The sequence below is a fragment of the Aeromicrobium sp. Leaf289 genome (assembly GCF_001423335.1).
Taxonomy (GTDB): Bacteria; Actinomycetota; Actinomycetes; order Propionibacteriales; family Nocardioidaceae; genus Aeromicrobium.
In genome coordinates this window covers 154,421-170,377 of record NZ_LMNK01000004.1, presented here as the reverse complement: position 1 = coordinate 170,377, position 15,957 = coordinate 154,421, and the positions used below count along the sequence as shown (strand labels likewise).

Here is a 15,957-nt window from a genome sequence, read left to right as displayed (position 1 = left end):
TGCGGCTGCGTCGCTCTGGCTCGGTCTCGACCTGCGGCTGCATTTCCGGATAGGTCGTTCCTTGCTCATGCGTCGCTGTGGCTCGTCGTCGACCTGCTCTCCGAAAAGGGCCTCGACCGGCGGACGAGTCCGGGCTCGGTCGGCCTCTCGGAGCGTGGCTCGGGGGGACGCAGGATTCTGCGTTCGTGCGTGAGGGGGCGAAGGATGCTGCGTTCGCTACCGGATCCCGTCACCAACGCAGCATCGTTCGGGCTTCAGCACGCGAAAGCAGAATCGTGCGTGGATCCCGCACAGATGAAGAATCGTGGCCGCGCCCCGCAGACCCACCCTGCGGCTGCGTCGAGGAGAAGACCCACCCCACCGACGACACCAACGGAATCGCCCACTCTGTCGGACGCCGCGCCTAGCGTCGGCGCCGTGACGAGCCCCTTCCCCCACCAGGCCAGCTTCGACGACCTCGGTCGAGCACTGAGCGACGTCACGTTCTGCGTCGTCGACCTCGAGACCACGGGCGGCTCGCCGAAGACAGGATCGCGCATCACCGAGATCGGTGCGGTCAAGGTGCGCGGTGGCGAGGTGCTGGGCGAGCTCCAGACGCTGGTGAACCCCGAGGAGAGCATCCCGGCGTTCATCACGGTGCTCACCGGGATCACCGACGCGATGGTCGTCGAGGCGCCCCGCATCGCCGAGGTTCTCCCCAGCTTCCTCGAGCTGGCCGCCGGCAGCGTGCTCGTGGCGCACAACGCCCCCTTCGACGTCGGCTTCCTCAAGCACGCCGCGCAGGAGCTCGGGATCCCCTGGCCGCGCTTCGAGGTGCTCGACACGGCCGTGCTGGCCCGGCGGGCGCTGCTGCGCGACGAGGTGCGCAACGTCAAGCTCTCCACCCTCGCCGCCCACTTCGGCGCCACCACCACGCCCGACCACCGGGCCCTGCACGACGCGCGCGCCACCGTCGACGTGCTGCACGGCCTGTTCGAGCGGCTCGGCTCCCTCGGCGTGAACAGCCTCGAGGACGCCGTCACGTTCACGTCGCGGGTCTCCCCCGAGCAACGTCGCAAGCGCCACCTGGCGCAGCACCTGCCGCACGAGCCCGGCGTCTACCTGTTCCGCGACGTCCGCGACCACGTGCTCTACGTCGGCACGTCACGCGACCTGCGCAAGCGGGTCGCGAGCTACTTCACGGCGTCGGAGACCCGCACCCGCATGGGCGAGATGGTCCGCCTGGCCGAGCGGGTCGACTCCGTCGTCTGCGCCACGGCGCTCGAGGCGCAGGTGCGCGAGCTCCGCCTCATCGCGGCGCACCGTCCCCCGTACAACCGCCGCTCGCGGTTCCCCGAGCGCCTCACGTGGATCAAGCTCACCCGCGAGCCGTGGCCCCGCCTGTCGGTCGTGCGTCGCGTCCTCGACGACGACGCCGACTACGTCGGGCCGTTCGGCAACCGGCGCCAGAGCGAGCTCGCCCTCGCCGCGCTGCACGAGACCTTCCTCGTGCGTCAGTGCACCACCCGCATGGGCCGACGCCCGCGCGGCAGCACGTGCGCCCTGGCCGACCTCGGCCGCTGTCTCGCGCCGTGCACCGGCGACCTCGACCCCGCCATCTACGACGCCGAGGTCGCACGCCTGCGCGAGGCGCTCACCGGCGACCCGCTCGAGGTCGTCGACCGGCTGCGCCTGCGGATGACCGAGCTGGGCGACCAGCAGCGCTACGAGGACGCCGCTGCCGTTCGCGACCGGCTCACCGCGTCCCTGCGGGCGGTCGACCGCACCCAGCGGCTGCGCCAGCTCACCGAGGTCGACGAGCTCGTGGCGGCGGCGCCCGGCGAGCGGGGCTGGGAGGTCCACGTGGTTCGGCACGGTCGCCTCGCCGCCGCCGGGCTCCTGCCCCGCACGGTCCACCCGTCCGCGTGGGTCGAGGCACTCCTGGCCACCGCCGAGGAGGTAGCCGCTCCTGCGCACGCCGCCCACCCCGCCCCGGTCGCCTCGGTCGAGGAGACCGAGACCCTCCTGCGGTGGCTCGAGACGCCCGGCGTGCGCATGGTGCGGGGCAGCTGGCACGTGCCTGTCGCCGGCGCCGCGCGGCACGTCGCCGACCTGCCGGTCGAGTCCGACGTCCACCGGGCGAACCGGTCTAGGCTGACGGCGTGATCACCGCCATCGTCTTCATCCAGGCCGAGGTCTCGCGGCTTCCCGAGACCGCCGCCCAGATCGCCGACCTCGACGGCGTCAGCGAGGTCTACTCCGTCACCGGCGACCACGACCTCGTGGCCATGGTGCGGGTGCAGCGCATCGACGACGTCGCCGCCGTCGTGGCCGACCGGCTCAACAAGGTCGAGGGCGTGCTGTCGACGCAGACCCAGATCGCGTTCCAGACGTTCAGCCGCCATGACCTCGAGGACGCGTTCAGCATCGGCCTCTGACGTCCGAACGCGCACGACGCACCGTCAGCGAGGGGGCGCGAGCTCCTGCGTCACGGTCGACCAGCGCGCCAGCACCTCGCGCGCTGCGCCGCTGTCGATCGACGTGCGCGCCTGCTCCATCCCGGCCCCCAGCCGCTCGAGCAGCGGCCCGCTCCCCCCGGCGTGGGCCGCCAGGGCCGCTCCGGCGTTGAGCAGCACGGCGTCGCGCACGGGTGAGGTCTCACCGTCGAGCACGCGCCGGAACACGTCGGCGTTGTAGGTCGGGTCTCCTCCACGCAATGCCTCTGGCGAGGAGAGGGCGACGCCGAGATCCCGCGGGTCCAGCAGCCCCTCGACGACCTGTCCGTCCGCGACGGTCCAGACCCGCGTCGTGGAGGTGGTGGTGATCTCGTCCAGACCGTCGTCGCCCCGGAAGACGAATGCGTCGTCACCGCGGTCGGCGAACACCTGCGCCATGAGCGGAGCGGTCCGCAGGTCTGAGCACCCCACGGCCGACGCCGCCGGGCGGGCCGGGTTCACGAGCGGGCCGAGCACGTTGAACGGGGTCGCGATGCCGATCTCGCGTCGCGGCGGCCCCGTGAAGCGCAGCCCGGGGTGGAACAGGGGGGCGAAGCAGAAGGTGATGCCGGCGCGCTCCAGCACCGTCGGCACCGCCTCGGCCGGAACGTCGAGACGGATCTGCAGCACCTCGAAGACGTCGGCCGTGCCGCTGTCGCTGGAGGCCGCCCGGTTGCCGTGCTTGACCACGGGCACGCCCGCACCGGCTGCCGTGACCGCCGACATCGACGAGATGTTCACCGTCTTGGCCCGGTCTCCCCCGGTGCCGACGATGTCGACGACCCGGCCGGGCACGTCGACGAGGACGGCCTTCGACAGGAGGGCGTCGACCAGGCCCTGCAGCTCGGGCTGGGAGATCCCCTTGGCGCGCAGCGCGACCGCGAAGGCCGCGATCTGCGCGGGCGTGCTCTCCCCGTCCAGGATCGAGGCCATGGCCCACGCCGTCGACCGGGCGTCGAGGTCGTGCCCGAGCACGAGCGCGTCGAGCACGTCGGGCCAGGTGTGGGCGCTCACGCCGTGAGCACGGACCGCGCGAGCCCGATGACCGCCTCGGCCAGCCGCAGCGGGTCGATCGGGTGCGAGACGGCGGCCTCGGCCCGCGACCACGTCGCGAGCCAGGCGTCCTGCGGCCGACCCGTGAGCACGAGCACCGGCGGCGCCTGGAAGATCTCGTCCTTCATCTGGCGCGCCACGCCCAGCCCACCGGCCGGGTTGGCCTCGCCGTCGAGGATCACGAGGTCGGGTCGGCGGCGGGTGTCGTCGAGGTGCTGCCACACGACCGGCTCGGTGGCGCACTCCACGTACTCGAAGGGCGGAAGGTCCGGGTGCGGACGCGTGCCGAGCGCTGTGATGACGGCATTCCTGACGTCTCGGTCGTCGCTGTAGACGAGGACGTGGAACCTGCTGCTCTCGGTCACGTTCGAATCGTACATAATGAGCGCGTGGCCACTACTTCCGTGATCCCCGCGTCCCGACTCCACGGCACCGAGGGACGTCCCTCGATGGTGACCGTCGGCACGATCGTCTGGCTCTCCAGCGAGCTGATGTTCTTCGCCGGACTGTTCGCCGCCTACTTCACGGTCAAGAACGTGACCCCGGAGCTGTGGGCCCAGGAGACGCAGCTGCTGAACGTGCCGTTCGCGACGATCAACACCGCGATCCTGGTGCTGTCGTCCCTGACCTGCCAGTTCGGCGTCTTCGCCGCCGAGCGCGGTCGCGCCGGACGCACCGGCACGTTGCTGCAGATGGGCAAGTGGGGCATGCGTGAGTGGTTCGTCCTCACGTACGTCATGGGCGCGATCTTCATCGGCGGCCAGGCCACCGAGTACGCCGAGCTCGTGCACGAGGGCGTGACGATCCCGTCCTCGGCCTACGGCTCGCTCTTCTACCTCGCCACCGGCTTCCACGGCATCCACGTCGTGGGCGGTCTGCTGGCCTTCCTGCTCGTGATCGGCCGCACCTTCGTCGCGCGCCGCTTCACCCACGAGCAGGCCATCTCGGCGATCGTCGTGTCCTACTACTGGCACTTCGTCGACATCGTCTGGGTCGCTCTCTTCGCGACGATCTACCTGATTCGCTGACGCCTCGCTCACCGGCACGGCGTTAGCCCAACCTAACCCTGCGGACCTGCGACATCGCTAGGTACGCTGGACACCCCTGACAGGAATGAGGTTCTCGGTGCGCACTCTGTCGACCCGCCGCCGTCATCCCCTCGCCGGACTCGCTGTCCTGCTGCTGGGACTCGTGACGGTAGGAGCCCTCTGGGCCGCCGCCGCACCCAAGGCCGCACAGGCCGAGGAGTACACCGCGCGCGACGTCGAGGTCGGGCGCGAGCTCTTCCTCATCGGCTGCGCGAGCTGCCACGGCCAGAACGCCGAGGGCATCACGACGAAGGACGGCGGGAACTACGGTCCGTCGCTGATCGGCGTGGGCGCCGCCGCGGTCGACTTCCAGGTCGGCACCGGTCGCATGCCGATGGCGCAGTCGGGCCCCCAGGCGCCGCGCAAGGCACCGGAGTACGACGCCGAGGAGACCAAGCAGCTGGCGGCCTACATCGCCTCGCTGGCCCCCGGCCCGGCCATCCCCGCCGAGGACGTCCTCGACTACGAGAACGTCGACGAGGAGGGCCTCAAGGAGGGCGGCGAGTTCTTCCGCACCAACTGCACCGCCTGCCACAACTCCGTCGGCGCCGGCGGTGCCCTGCCGAACGGCCGATACGCGCCTACCCTGAAGGGTGTGAGCGCCAAGCACCTCTACGAGGCCATGCAGACCGGCCCGCAGCAGATGCCTGTCTTCAACGACGACATCGTCACGCCTGAGGACAAGCGCAACATCATCGCCTACATCAAGAACGTCCAGGAGCAGCCGAACTACGGCGGCGTCGGTGGCGGCGGCCTCGGTCCCGTGGTCGACGGCGTCTTCGTCTGGGTCGTCGGCATCGGCGGCCTCGTCGGGTTCGCCATCTGGATCGGCGCCCACGGCGCGCGCGTGAAGACCAAGAAGAAGGCAGCATGAGCGACGACCTCGAGCAGCACGGCAGCAGCACCCCCGCCACCACGGAGCCCATCCAGGACCCGGGCCTGCAGCCGCACCAGTGGCGTCCGACCGACGTCGACCCGGCGCAGGAGCGCCGCGCCGAGCGTCAGGTCTCGGGCATGTTCTTCGCCGCGGCCCTGCTCTTCGTGGTGTTCTGCTTCTCCTACTTCCTGATCGACGAGGACCAGACGTTCCTCAACTGGTCCGCCTCGAACTTCGCGCTGGGCGCCACCCTCGGCGGCGGCATGCTGCTCATCGGCGTCGGCATCATCCAGTGGGCCAAGAAGCTCATGGGCGACCACGAGATGGTCGAGATGCGCCACCCCGCCAAGTCCTCCGACGAGGACCGCGCGGCGGTCATGGCCGACATCAATGCCGGCATCGAGGAGTCGACCTTCGGCCGACGCCCGCTCATCCGCAACAGCCTGTTCCTCTCCGTCGGCGCGCTGGCGCTGCCGTCCGTGGTGCTCCTGCGTGACCTCGGTCCGCTCCCCCACGGCCAGGACGAGACGGTGTGGAAGAAGGGCATGCGGGTCGTCAACGACGTGTCCGGCCTGCCGATGCGTCCGGAGGAGATCGAGGTCGGTCAGCTCATCAACGCCGAGCCGGCCGTGTTCTTCCCCGCCGAGGGCGAGGAGGAGGCCGAGTACCACGGCCACGAGCTCCTGGCCGCGAAGTCCAAGGCCGCGATCATCGTCGTGCGCATGCGCCCGGAGGACATCACGCCCGAGCAGGGCAAGGAGAACTGGGGCATCGACGGGATCCTCTGCTACTCCAAGATCTGCACGCACGTCGGATGCCCGATCTCCCTGTGGGAGCAGCAGACGCACCACCTGCTCTGCCCGTGCCACCAGTCGACGTTCGACCTGGCCGACAACGGCAAGGTCATCTTCGGCCCGGCGCACCGCCCTCTCCCCCAGCTGCCGCTGGGTGTCGACTCCGAGGGCTACATCATCGCCATGAGCGACTTCCCCGACATCGTGGCGCCGAGCTACCCCGAGCTTGCGCGCGACCAGAAGAGACTGGATGGTGAGTCATGAGCAACGACACCTACACCCCGGTCGAGGACACGGCCTTCGGCAAGAAGGCCGCCGGTCCGGTGGGCTGGCTCGACGACCGTCTGGGGCTCGCCGGTGTGGCGAAGAAGAACCTGCGCAAGGTCTTCCCCGAGCACTGGTCCTTCATGCTCGGAGAGATCGCGCTCTGGAGCTTCGTCGTCCTGCTGCTGACCGGCGTCTTCCTGACGTTCTGGTTCCAGCCGAGCATGGCCGAGGTCGTCTACGACGGCTCCTACGCCCCCTTCCGGGGCCTGGAGATGTCGCAGGCCTACGCCTCGACGCTGCACATCTCCTTCGACATCCGTGGCGGTCTGCTCATGCGGCAGATCCACCACTGGGCGGCGGCGCTGTTCGTCGGCGCGATGATCGCCCACATGCTCCGCGTATTCTTCACGGGCGCGTACCGCAAGCCGCGTGAGATCAACTGGGTCATCGGCGTCGGCCTGCTGACGCTCGGCATGGTCGAGGGCTTCGCCGGCTACTCCCTGCCCGACGACCTGCTGTCGGGCACGGGCCTGCGGTTCGTCGACGGCATGATCCGCTCGGTCCCGATCGTGGGCTCCTACGTGGAGTTCTTCATCTTCGGCGGCGAGTTCCCGGGCGAGGAGATCATCCCCCGTCTGTACATGGCGCACATCCTGCTGATCCCGGCGCTGCTGCTCGGCCTCATCGCCGCGCACATGCTGCTGCTGATCTACCACAAGCACACGCAGTGGCCCGGCGCCGGACGCACCAACGACAACGTCGTGGGCTACCCGATGCTCCCCGTGTACGCGGCCAAGGCCGGCGGCTTCTTCTTCGTCGTCTTCGGCTTCACCGCCCTCATGGGTGCCATCATCCAGATCAACCCGGTGTGGGCGTACGGCCCGTACAACCCGTCGGAAGTCACGGCGGGCTCCCAGCCGGACTGGTACATGGGCTTCTCCGAGGGCCTCGTGCGCCTCATGCCGGCGCTCGAGACCACGTTCCTCGGCTACACCTGGAGCTGGAACGTCTTCATCCCCGGCGTGGGTGGCCTGGGCGTCCTGTTCACGACGCTCTTCCTGTGGCCGTTCATCGAGCGCTGGATCACCGGCGACGAGCGTGAGCACCACCTGCTCGAGCGTCCGCGCAACGCCCCGACGCGCACCGCGTTCGGCGTGGCCGGCATGACGTTCTACGGCGTCGGCTGGGCGGCGGGCGGCAACGACATCATCGCCACCCAGTTCGGTCTCGACATCATGGCCCTGACCTGGATCTTCCGGTTCGGCCTGTTCCTCTTCCCGGTCGCGGCGTTCTTCATCACCCGTCGCATCTGCATCGGGCTGCAGCGAGCCGACCAGAACAAGATCCTGCACGGCTACGAGACGGGTGTCATCGAGCGCTCGCCCGACGGCAGCTACGCCGAGCGTCACGCTCCGCTCCCGGTCCTCGAGCAGTACCGCCTCACGGCCCACGACCGGGTCCCGGCCCTCGAGGCCCCGGCCGAGACGGACGAGAACGGTGTGGCTGCTCCGGCCGGACGCAAGGCCAAGCTGCGCCACAAGGCTCGCTCGTTCTACTACCACGGCGCGATCGACAAGCCGACCGTGGCCGAGGTCGAGCACGCTGAGGAGCACCTCGGTGAGATCGAGGGGCACCCCGTGCACCTCGGTGAGGACTTCCAGGGCGTGTCGGAGACCGGCATCCCGAAGTCGCACTGAGCACCATCACCGCACGAAGGCCCCCGCTCCGGCGGGGGCCTTCGTCGTTCCCGGGGGACGCAGGATTCTGCGTTCCCGGGCGACGCAGAATTCTGCGTTCGTGCGTGGGAGGTCGAAGGATTCTGCGTTCGTGGCGGTATCCCGTCGTGAACGCAGCATCGTTCGGGCTTCTGCACGCGAAGGCAGAATCCTGCGTCCGCCGGGGGCCTCTCGTGCGTCGGGTGGGCAGGGATTCTTCCTTTGCGAGGGACGGTCCACGAGGAGGGAGAATCACTGCCCGTACGGGGCCCTTTTCGTCGCCACGATGCTTCCTTCGCGTGGCACGGTCCACGCGAAGGAAGAATCGTGCGTGGATCACGCACCGATGGAGAATCGTGGCAGCGCCCCGCAGACCCACCCGGACCGAGACCCTCCGCTCCGGTCGAGGCCTTTCGGAGCGCAGGTCCACTCGCAGCCGCAGCGACGCAGCAGCGAGCGCGAACCCCGCCGCGCCCGGCAGACCCAACCGACTCGAGACCCACCGCCCCGGTCGAGGCCCTCTCGGAGACCACCCCGACTCGCAGCCACAGCGGCGCAGCAGCACCCGCGATGCCCACCTGAGCGGGGCGCAGCCACCCGGACGCCTCAGAGCGCCCTCAGCGGCTCAGAACGCCCCTCAGGACGCCGCAGGGCTCAGCGCCGACCCCTTCGTCCACTCGCTCCAGTCGACGTTCCAGTCGGTCCAGCCGTTGTTGTCCTCGAGGGACCGGGGGCTGTTCACGAAGCGCACGACGTCGCCTCGGCGGGAGCGGTCGTAGACCCACTTGGCATCGGCCGTGCTCATGCCCACGCAGCCGTGGCTCACGTTCTCCCGACCCTGCGAGCCGACCGACCAGGGGGCGGCGTGCAGGAACTCCCCGGAGTTCGTGACCCGCATGGCCCAGCGGACGTCGCTGATGTCGTAGTAGTCGGGATCGGAGGAGTCCACGCCGGTGGTGGCGGCGTCCATGTCGACCGAGGAGAACTTCTCCATGATCACCTTGGTGCCGCGCCGGGTCTCGTTCCCGGGCTTGCCGGTGGACACCGGGATCGTGCGCAGCTTCTCGTCGTCGACGCTCATCGTCAGCGTGTGCTTGGCGACGTCGACCGTGGTCACGACCTTCTTGCCGATCGTGAAGGGGATGTTCTGGTCTTGCTGTCCGTACACCCCTCCCCCGGCGGGAAGGCTGTTGAGGTCGAGGTCCACCGTCACCTTCGTCCCGGCGGGCCAGTAGCGCTCGGGGCGGTAGTGCACGACGGAGTCGCTGATCCAGTGCCACGACCCCTCGACCTCGGGGGTGGACCGGACGTGCATGTTCTCCTCGAACAGCTCCCGGTTCTTCACGGGGATGTCGAAGGTGACGATGACCGGCATGCCCACGCCGACCGTCTCGCCCTTGAGCGGAGCCACCGACGGATAGGTCTGGTCGTCCAGGGTCAATGTCTGGGTCGTGAACGTGCGCACGAGGTCGACGTCCTTGCCGTCGTCGCCACGGACCTGCGCGGTGAGCGTGTAGGCCGTGCCGGGCTCGAGCCGCGAGGCCGCCGTCCAGCCGGACTCGCCACCCTCGCCCTCGATGGCGTCGGCGCCGTCCTCGGTGGACAGGGAGGCCTCGACGATCGTCCCGTGCTCGACGTCGACCTCCACGAGGGTGTCGACGGGCACGTCAGCCGCCTTGTCCTTGACGTTGGCCGTGACGACGGCCGGCTCCTTGGGGGCCACGGCCTCACGGAGCGATCCGCCCGAGGTGCAGGCTGCCAGGAGCGACGCGATCGCCACGACGACGAGCACGACGCGGTGCCCCAAGAACGTTGACCTCACCGCGTCATCCTACGCGGCGGGGACCAACATCCAGGCTGATCAGTGGGCGTGGACGCCGCGGTAGTACTCGAAGATCCAGCCGCAGAGGGTCACAGCACCGATCGTCGCGCCGATGATGAACAGCCACCAGCCGATGACCACGCCGAGCACGATCGTGCCGAGCGCCAGGGCGCAGTAGAGCGGCCACCAGCTGTAGGGCGGGAAGAAGCCCAGCTCGCCGGCGCCGTCGGCGATCTCGGCGTCGTCCAGGTCCTCCGGACGGCTCGGGATCTGCTTGGCCACCACGTACAGGTAGAAGCCCAGCAGGGCGCACAGCAGGAACGTCATGACGAGCGCCGTGGTGCCTGTGGGGTCCTCGGTGAGCACCCAGTACACCGGCGCGATGAAGACGAAGAAGATCCCGCAGGAGATGATCGTCCAGTACTCGGCCTTCATGCCCTTCATGGCTCAGTGACCGTCCTTCTGCTGCTTGGCATCTCTTATGGCCGACTCTTTGCCGTTGGTGTTGGGAGCGTCCGCGAACACACCGCCCTCGTCGGGGTTGTGCAGCAGCTCCAGCTCCGCGATCTCCGGGTGGTGCAGGTCGAACGCGGGGCTCTCGCTGCGCACGCGCGGCAGCGAGTGGAAGTTGTGGCGCGGCGGGGGCGAGCTCGTGGCCCACTCCAGCGACCGTCCCCAGCCCCACGGGTCGTCGAGCTTGACGAGCGGGTTCTTGCGCGACTTCCAGACGTTCCAGAAGAACGGCAGCGTGGAGGCGCCGAGCAGGAACGCGCCGATCGAGGAGATCTCGTTGAGCGTCGTGAAGCCGTCGTTCGGGCCGTAGTCGGCGTAGCGACGCGGCATGCCCTCCACGCCCAGCCAGTGCTGGACGAGGAACGTCAGGTGGAAGCCGATGAACAGCAGCCAGAAGTGGATCTTGCCCAGCTTCTCGTCGAGCATCCGACCCGTGAGCTTGGGCCACCAGAAGTAGAAGCCCGCGAACATCGCGAACACCACGGTGCCGAAGACCACGTAGTGGAAGTGCGCCACCACGAAGTAGGAGTCCGACAGCGGGAAGTCGAGCGTGGGCGAGGCCAGGATGACGCCGGTCAGACCACCGAAGAGGAAGGTCGTGAGGAAGCCGATCGAGAAGATCATCGGGGTGTCGAAGGACAGACTTCCGCCCCACAACGTGCCGATCCAGTTGAAGAACTTCACGCCTGTCGGCACTGCGATCAAGAACGTCATGAAGCTGAAGAAGGCGAGATCGACCGCCCCGGTGACGAACATGTGGTGCGCCCAGACGGCGACCGAGAGCGCCGCGATGAGCAGCGTGGCGGCCACCAGGCCGACGTAGCCGAAGATCGGCTTGCGGCTGAAGACCGGCAGGATCTCGGAGATGATGCCGAAGAACGGCAGGGCGATGATGTAGACCTCTGGGTGCCCGAAGAACCAGAACAGGTGCTGCCAGAGGATCGGCCCCCCGTTGGCCGCGTCGAACACGTGGGCCCCGAGCATGCGGTCGGCCGCGAGGGTGAGCAGCGCGGCGGCGAAGATCGGGAACGCGATGAGCACCAGCAGGCTGGTGACGAGCGTGTTCCAGACGAAGATCGGCATCCGGAACATCGTCATGCCGGGCACGCGCATGCAGAAGATCGTGGTGATGAAGTTGACCGCACCCAGGATCGTGCCCAGGCCCGACATCCACAGGCCCATGACCCAGAGGTCGCCGCCCATGCCGGGCGAGTTCACGCCGTCGGACAGCGGGGCGTACGCGAACCAGCCGAAGCTGGCGGCGCCGCCGGGGACGAACAGTCCGCCGACCACGATGGTGGAGCCGAACAGGTACAGCCAGTAGCTGAACATGTTCAGGCGCGGGAAGGCGACGTCGGGCGCACCGATCTGCAGCGGCATGATCGCGTTGCCGAAGCCGAAGAACAGCGGCGTCGCGAACATCAGCAGCATGATCGTGCCGTGCATGGTGAAGGCCTGGTTGTAGGCCTCGTCGCTCAGCAGGTTCGATCCCGGCTGCGCGAGGTTCGCGCGGATCGCCAGCGCCAGGACGCCGCCGATGAGGAAGAAGATGAACGACGTGACGAGGTACATGTTGCCGATCACCTTGTGATCGGTCGTCGTCAGCACGCCCACGACCTTCTGGCCGAGCGTCGTCTCACGGATGACGGTGGTCTCCCGACCGTCGTCGAATGCCGCAGTCGTAGCCATCAGTTACCCGCACCTTCCTGGACGCTCTCGTCGCCGCTCTCCTCGCCGCGCAGGCCGGCGACCGTGTCGGCCTCCTTCTGTCCGGCGGGTGCACCCACCTGGCCGATCTCGACCAGGTCCTGCAGGTGCGCCTCGTACTCCTCGGGCGACACGACGTTCACCTTGAAGATCATGCGCGAGTGGTACAGGCCGCAGAGCTCTGCGCAGCGGCCCGTGAACGTGCCCTCGCGGGTCGGCGTCATGTCGAAGCTGTTCTCACGGCCCGGCACGACGTCCATCTTGAAGTAGAACTCCGGGATCCAGAACGAGTGGATCACGTCGGGGCTCGTCAGGTTGAACCGCACCGACTCACCCAGCGGGAGCCACAGCTCGGCCGGCTGGGCGGGCGTGCCGAAGTCGTACACGTCCTCGCCCTGCGTGGCCTGCTCGTCGAGGTAGTTGAAGGCCCACTGCCACTTGGAGCCGACGACCTGGATCGTGTGATCGGGGTTCTCGACCTCCTCGAGCACCTCGTTCTGGCTCGTGACGGTGTGGAAGAAGAAGACCGCGACGACCACGACCGGTGCGATCGTGTACAGCGCCTCCAGCGGGAGGTTGTAGCGCACCTGCGTCGGGATCTCGTCGTCGCTGCGACGCCGGTACCGGACCGACGCGTAGACGATCAGGCCGAAGACGAGCACGAACACGACGAGGACGGCGATCCAGGCGCCGAGCCACAGGTCCCACACGGGCTGCGACCGATCACTCGCGGCGACCGGCAGCGCGAGCCGCTCGATGTCGTTGTCCGCGACGGGCGAGCAAGCACTGAGGAGAACCGCGAGGACGACAGCAGCCGCCAACTTCATCCGACCCACGAGGCGCCTTTCTAGTCCACACCAGTCATGCGATGACACAAGAACAGTACCCCGACGTCGTCCGTGACGAGGAGGTAAGGGCACCCTTCCTAGGGTGCCCTCACGGGGTGAGCTCACACCAGGCTCAGGGCGGCGCCGACCTCGACCCGGGCGGCCTCGCCGTAGGCTCCCTCGAGTCGTCCGAGGAACGCCTCGCGGGTCAGGCGGTACTCCTGCGTGCCGGTCGTCTCGACGACGCTCGCAGCGATGGTGCAGCCGATCTGGGCGCACCGCTCGAGGGTCAGACCCGCGGCCACACCGGCGAGGAACCCGGCGCGGAAGCTGTCGCCCACACCGGTCGGGTCGACCGACGTCACGCCCGGGATGGCCGCGACCTCGACGGCCGGGCCCTCGGACGGGTACACCGTGACGCCGTCCTTGCCGCGCGTGACGACGCGGGTGCCGACGCGCGCCTGCACGTCGTCGGCCGACCAGCCGGTCTTGCTCTGGATGAGGGCGTCCTCGTAGTCGTTGCTGAACAGGTAGGCGGCACCGTCGACGAGGTCACGGATCAGGTCGCCGCCGGCCCAGGCGAGCTGCTGCGAGGGGTCCGCGGCGAACGGGATGCCGAGCGACCGGGCCGTCTCGGTGTGGCGCTGCATGCCGGCCGGGTCGTCCGGTCCGATGAGCAGCAGGTCGATCGGCCGCTCGCGGTGGATCTCCCCCACGTCGATGCGCCGCGCCTCGGCCATGGCACCGGGGTAGAACGTGACGATCTGCGCGTGGGCGTCGTCCGTCGTGATGGTGCACAGGGCCGTGTGGGCCGTGGGCGAGACGTGGACGAGGGAGCAGTCGACGCCCGCGTCCTCGAGCCAGGTGCGGTAGCCCTGCTCCACGAAGTCGGTGCCGACCGAGGCCACGAGCGTCGGTCGGTGGCCGAGTGCGGCCAGGGCGAAGGAGATGTTCGCCGCACACCCTCCTCGGCGGATGTCGAGGTCCTCGACGAGGAAGGAGACGGACAGCTTGTCCAGCTGGTCGGGGACCAGGGAGTCCGAGAACCTTCCCGTGAAGACCTGCAGGTGGTCGGTGGCCACGGAACCGGCGATCGCGAGATGCACCCGACGAGACTAGACGACGGCCCCCTGCGTGCGCAGGAGGCCGTCGTGTGAGGAGGTCGTGCGTGACCTCGGGCGTCGCCGCTCGTGGGCGACCCCTCGAAAGGTCAGTGGAACGAGTCGCCGCAGGCGCAGGAACCGGTGGCCATCGGGTTGTCGATGGTGAAGCCCTGCTTCTCGATCGTGTCGACGAAGTCGATGGTGGCTCCGCCCAGGTAGGGCAGGCTCATGCGGTCGACGACGACGTTGACGCCGTCGAAGTCGCGGACCTCGTCGCCGTCGAGCGTGCGCTCGTCGAAGAAGAGCTGGTAGCGCAGGCCGGAGCAGCCACCGGGCTGCACGGCGATCCGCAGGGCGAGGTCGTCGCGACCCTCCTGCGCGAGCAGGCTCCGGACCTTGTCGGCGGCGTTGGCGGACAACGTCACGCCCTCGGCGGGCGCGGTGACGCCGTCGGTGGCGGTGGTGGCCGTGTCGGGGGTCGTGCTGCTGTCGACGCTCATGTCATCTCCGTCGGTCTCGGGTGGTCTCCCTGGTGCAAACCAGGAGGAGGCCGGTTCTGTTCCATCGTACGTGCTCGACCTGGGCGCGATCACCACGTGCTCCGCCGCGGGCTCACCTGGACCAGGTGCGGGCGACCCGCTCGGCCACCTCGCTCAGCGAGCCGGCCGGATCGGCGAAGGCACGCTCCTCCCCCACGACGTCGAGCACCGCGTACGCCGACTCCACGCCCATGGCGCGCATCTCGCGCGCGCCCACCGTGACCTGGCCGGCGATCGCCACGCACGGACGGGCATGGCGTGCTGCCACCTGCGCCACGCCGTGCACGACCTTGCCGCTGCGCGACGTGTGGTCGTAGGCACCCTCCCCCGAGACCACCAGGTCGGCCGCGGCGCACGCGGCGTCCAGACCCACGGCGTCGGCCACGACCGCGACACCGGGCCGGCGCTCCGCGCCCAGGAGGAGGAGCGCGAGCCCGAGGCCGCCCGCAGCGCCGGCACCCGGCGAGTCCGCGACCCGCCGTTCCGCCGGGGTCGAGCCGCAGGCCGCCTCGACGAACCGGTCGAGCAGTCCGTCGACCTCGACCACGTCGGCGTCGGAGAGGCCCTTCTGCGGCCCGAAGGTCTTGGTCGCACCGAACATCCCGAGCAGGGGCACGTCGACGTCGCTCGCCGCCACGAGGCGCACCTGGCCGACTGCCGCGCGAGCCGGCTCGAGGTCGACCCGTGTGATGCCGCTGAGCCCGTCGGGCCCGGCGTCGAGCGGGCGGTCGGCCACCGCTCCGAGCGCGCCCAGCAGTCCGGCGCCCCCGTCGTTGGTGGCGCTGCCGCCCAGACCCACGACCACCGACTCGACGCCGAGCTCCACGGCGGCCGCGATCGCCTGACCCACGCCCCACGTGCTCGCCGACCTCGCCGACGGCGGTCCGAGCTGGAGCCCGCAGGCCTGTGCCGACTCCAGGTACGCGACGTCGTCGACGACGAGGACCGTCATCGGGACGTCGACCCCGGTCGACCCGGTCACCGTCACGACGTGGAGGTGACCGCCGAGGGCGTCGTGGAGCGCGTCGACGAAGCCGGGGCCACCGTCGGCCATGGGCAGCCGCACGATCTCGTCGTGGGGCGCCGCACGGGCCCAGCCGCGCGCGATCGCCCTGGCCGCCTCGGGGGCGCCCAGCGTCCCGGCGAACTTGTCCGGCGCCACGAGCACCCGCACGGTC

At 69.4% G+C, this 15,957-nt stretch carries 15 protein-coding genes; 6 read left to right on the top strand and 9 right to left on the bottom strand.

The annotated features are described in order from the left end of the window. Positions 1 to 417: 417 nt before the first annotated feature. Positions 418 to 2,145, top strand: coding sequence for a DEDD exonuclease domain-containing protein (locus ASF37_RS13400; RefSeq protein WP_235500004.1), 1,728 nt, complete (start codon positions 418 to 420; stop codon positions 2,143 to 2,145). Continuing rightward, the gene (locus ASF37_RS13395) at positions 2,142 to 2,417 is read left to right on the top strand and encodes an Lrp/AsnC family transcriptional regulator (protein ID WP_055965697.1); all 276 of its coding nucleotides are present in this window, start codon (positions 2,142 to 2,144) and stop codon (positions 2,415 to 2,417) included. The genes ASF37_RS13400 and ASF37_RS13395 overlap by 4 nt, the downstream gene beginning before the upstream one ends. A 24-nt stretch (positions 2,418 to 2,441) precedes the next feature. On the opposite strand, the gene trpD is transcribed toward ASF37_RS13395, so the two are convergent. Both trpD and ASF37_RS17630 read right to left on the bottom strand, forming a co-directional pair. Then, positions 2,442 to 3,488: an anthranilate phosphoribosyltransferase gene (trpD, locus tag ASF37_RS13390; protein WP_056555577.1), complete on the bottom strand. Its 1,047-nt coding sequence runs from the start codon at positions 3,486 to 3,488 to the stop codon at positions 2,442 to 2,444. Further along, the gene (locus ASF37_RS17630) at positions 3,485 to 3,907 is read right to left on the bottom strand and encodes a response regulator transcription factor (protein WP_056555574.1); all 423 of its coding nucleotides are present in this window, start codon (positions 3,905 to 3,907) and stop codon (positions 3,485 to 3,487) included. The genes trpD and ASF37_RS17630 overlap by 4 nt, the downstream gene beginning before the upstream one ends. Positions 3,908 to 3,976: 69 nt before the next feature. Between ASF37_RS17630 and ASF37_RS13380 the strand changes: the two genes are divergently transcribed. The 4 genes from ASF37_RS13380 to ASF37_RS13365 all read left to right on the top strand — a co-directional run bounded on the left by ASF37_RS13380 (position 3,977) and on the right by ASF37_RS13365 (position 8,250). Next, a complete protein-coding gene (locus ASF37_RS13380; protein ID WP_055966478.1) occupies positions 3,977 to 4,555 on the top strand; it encodes a heme-copper oxidase subunit III in 579 nt (192 codons plus the stop codon). Positions 4,556 to 4,652: 97 nt separating this feature from the next. Then, entirely contained in the window at positions 4,653 to 5,489 is an 837-nt protein-coding gene (locus tag ASF37_RS13375) for a c-type cytochrome (RefSeq protein ID WP_055966474.1), read from the top strand. Further along, positions 5,486 to 6,550 carry a ubiquinol-cytochrome c reductase iron-sulfur subunit gene (locus ASF37_RS13370; protein ID WP_055965691.1) on the top strand — a complete coding sequence of 355 codons (1,065 nt, stop codon included), beginning with the start codon at positions 5,486 to 5,488 and terminating at the stop codon, positions 6,548 to 6,550. The genes ASF37_RS13375 and ASF37_RS13370 overlap by 4 nt, the downstream gene beginning before the upstream one ends. Continuing rightward, the gene (locus tag ASF37_RS13365; RefSeq protein WP_055965689.1) at positions 6,547 to 8,250 is read left to right on the top strand and encodes a cytochrome bc complex cytochrome b subunit; all 1,704 of its coding nucleotides are present in this window, start codon (positions 6,547 to 6,549) and stop codon (positions 8,248 to 8,250) included. Before ASF37_RS13370 ends, ASF37_RS13365 begins: the two co-directional genes overlap by 4 nt. Before the next feature lie 655 nt (positions 8,251 to 8,905). Here ASF37_RS13365 and ASF37_RS13360 read toward each other — a convergent pair. The 7 genes from ASF37_RS13360 to ASF37_RS13330 form a co-directional block, all read right to left on the bottom strand. Continuing rightward, on the bottom strand, positions 8,906 to 10,090 hold the full coding sequence (locus ASF37_RS13360) for an Ig-like domain-containing protein (protein ID WP_235500003.1): 1,185 nt from the start codon (positions 10,088 to 10,090) through the stop codon (positions 8,906 to 8,908). 39 nt (positions 10,091 to 10,129) lie between these two features. Beyond that, positions 10,130 to 10,534, bottom strand: a complete 405-nt coding sequence (locus tag ASF37_RS13355) for a cytochrome c oxidase subunit 4 (protein ID WP_311209294.1) — start codon at positions 10,532 to 10,534, stop codon at positions 10,130 to 10,132. Between the two features lie 3 nt (positions 10,535 to 10,537). Beyond that, positions 10,538 to 12,292, bottom strand: coding sequence for a cytochrome c oxidase subunit I (ctaD, locus tag ASF37_RS13350; protein WP_056555568.1), 1,755 nt, complete (start codon positions 12,290 to 12,292; stop codon positions 10,538 to 10,540). Beyond that, positions 12,292 to 13,137 carry a cytochrome c oxidase subunit II gene (gene coxB, locus ASF37_RS13345; RefSeq protein ID WP_055965683.1) on the bottom strand — a complete coding sequence of 282 codons (846 nt, stop codon included), beginning with the start codon at positions 13,135 to 13,137 and terminating at the stop codon, positions 12,292 to 12,294. The genes ctaD and coxB overlap by 1 nt, the downstream gene beginning before the upstream one ends. A gap of 122 nt (positions 13,138 to 13,259) precedes the next feature. After that, the gene (locus ASF37_RS13340; RefSeq protein WP_055965681.1) at positions 13,260 to 14,243 is read right to left on the bottom strand and encodes a carbohydrate kinase family protein; all 984 of its coding nucleotides are present in this window, start codon (positions 14,241 to 14,243) and stop codon (positions 13,260 to 13,262) included. A gap of 104 nt (positions 14,244 to 14,347) precedes the next feature. Further along, a complete protein-coding gene (locus ASF37_RS13335) occupies positions 14,348 to 14,740 on the bottom strand; it encodes an iron-sulfur cluster assembly accessory protein (RefSeq protein WP_055965679.1) in 393 nt (130 codons plus the stop codon). A 112-nt stretch (positions 14,741 to 14,852) separates the two neighbouring features. Continuing rightward, entirely contained in the window at positions 14,853 to 15,953 is a 1,101-nt protein-coding gene (locus tag ASF37_RS13330) for a glycerate kinase (RefSeq protein WP_056555565.1), read from the bottom strand. Between the last annotated feature and the right edge of the window lie 4 nt (positions 15,954 to 15,957).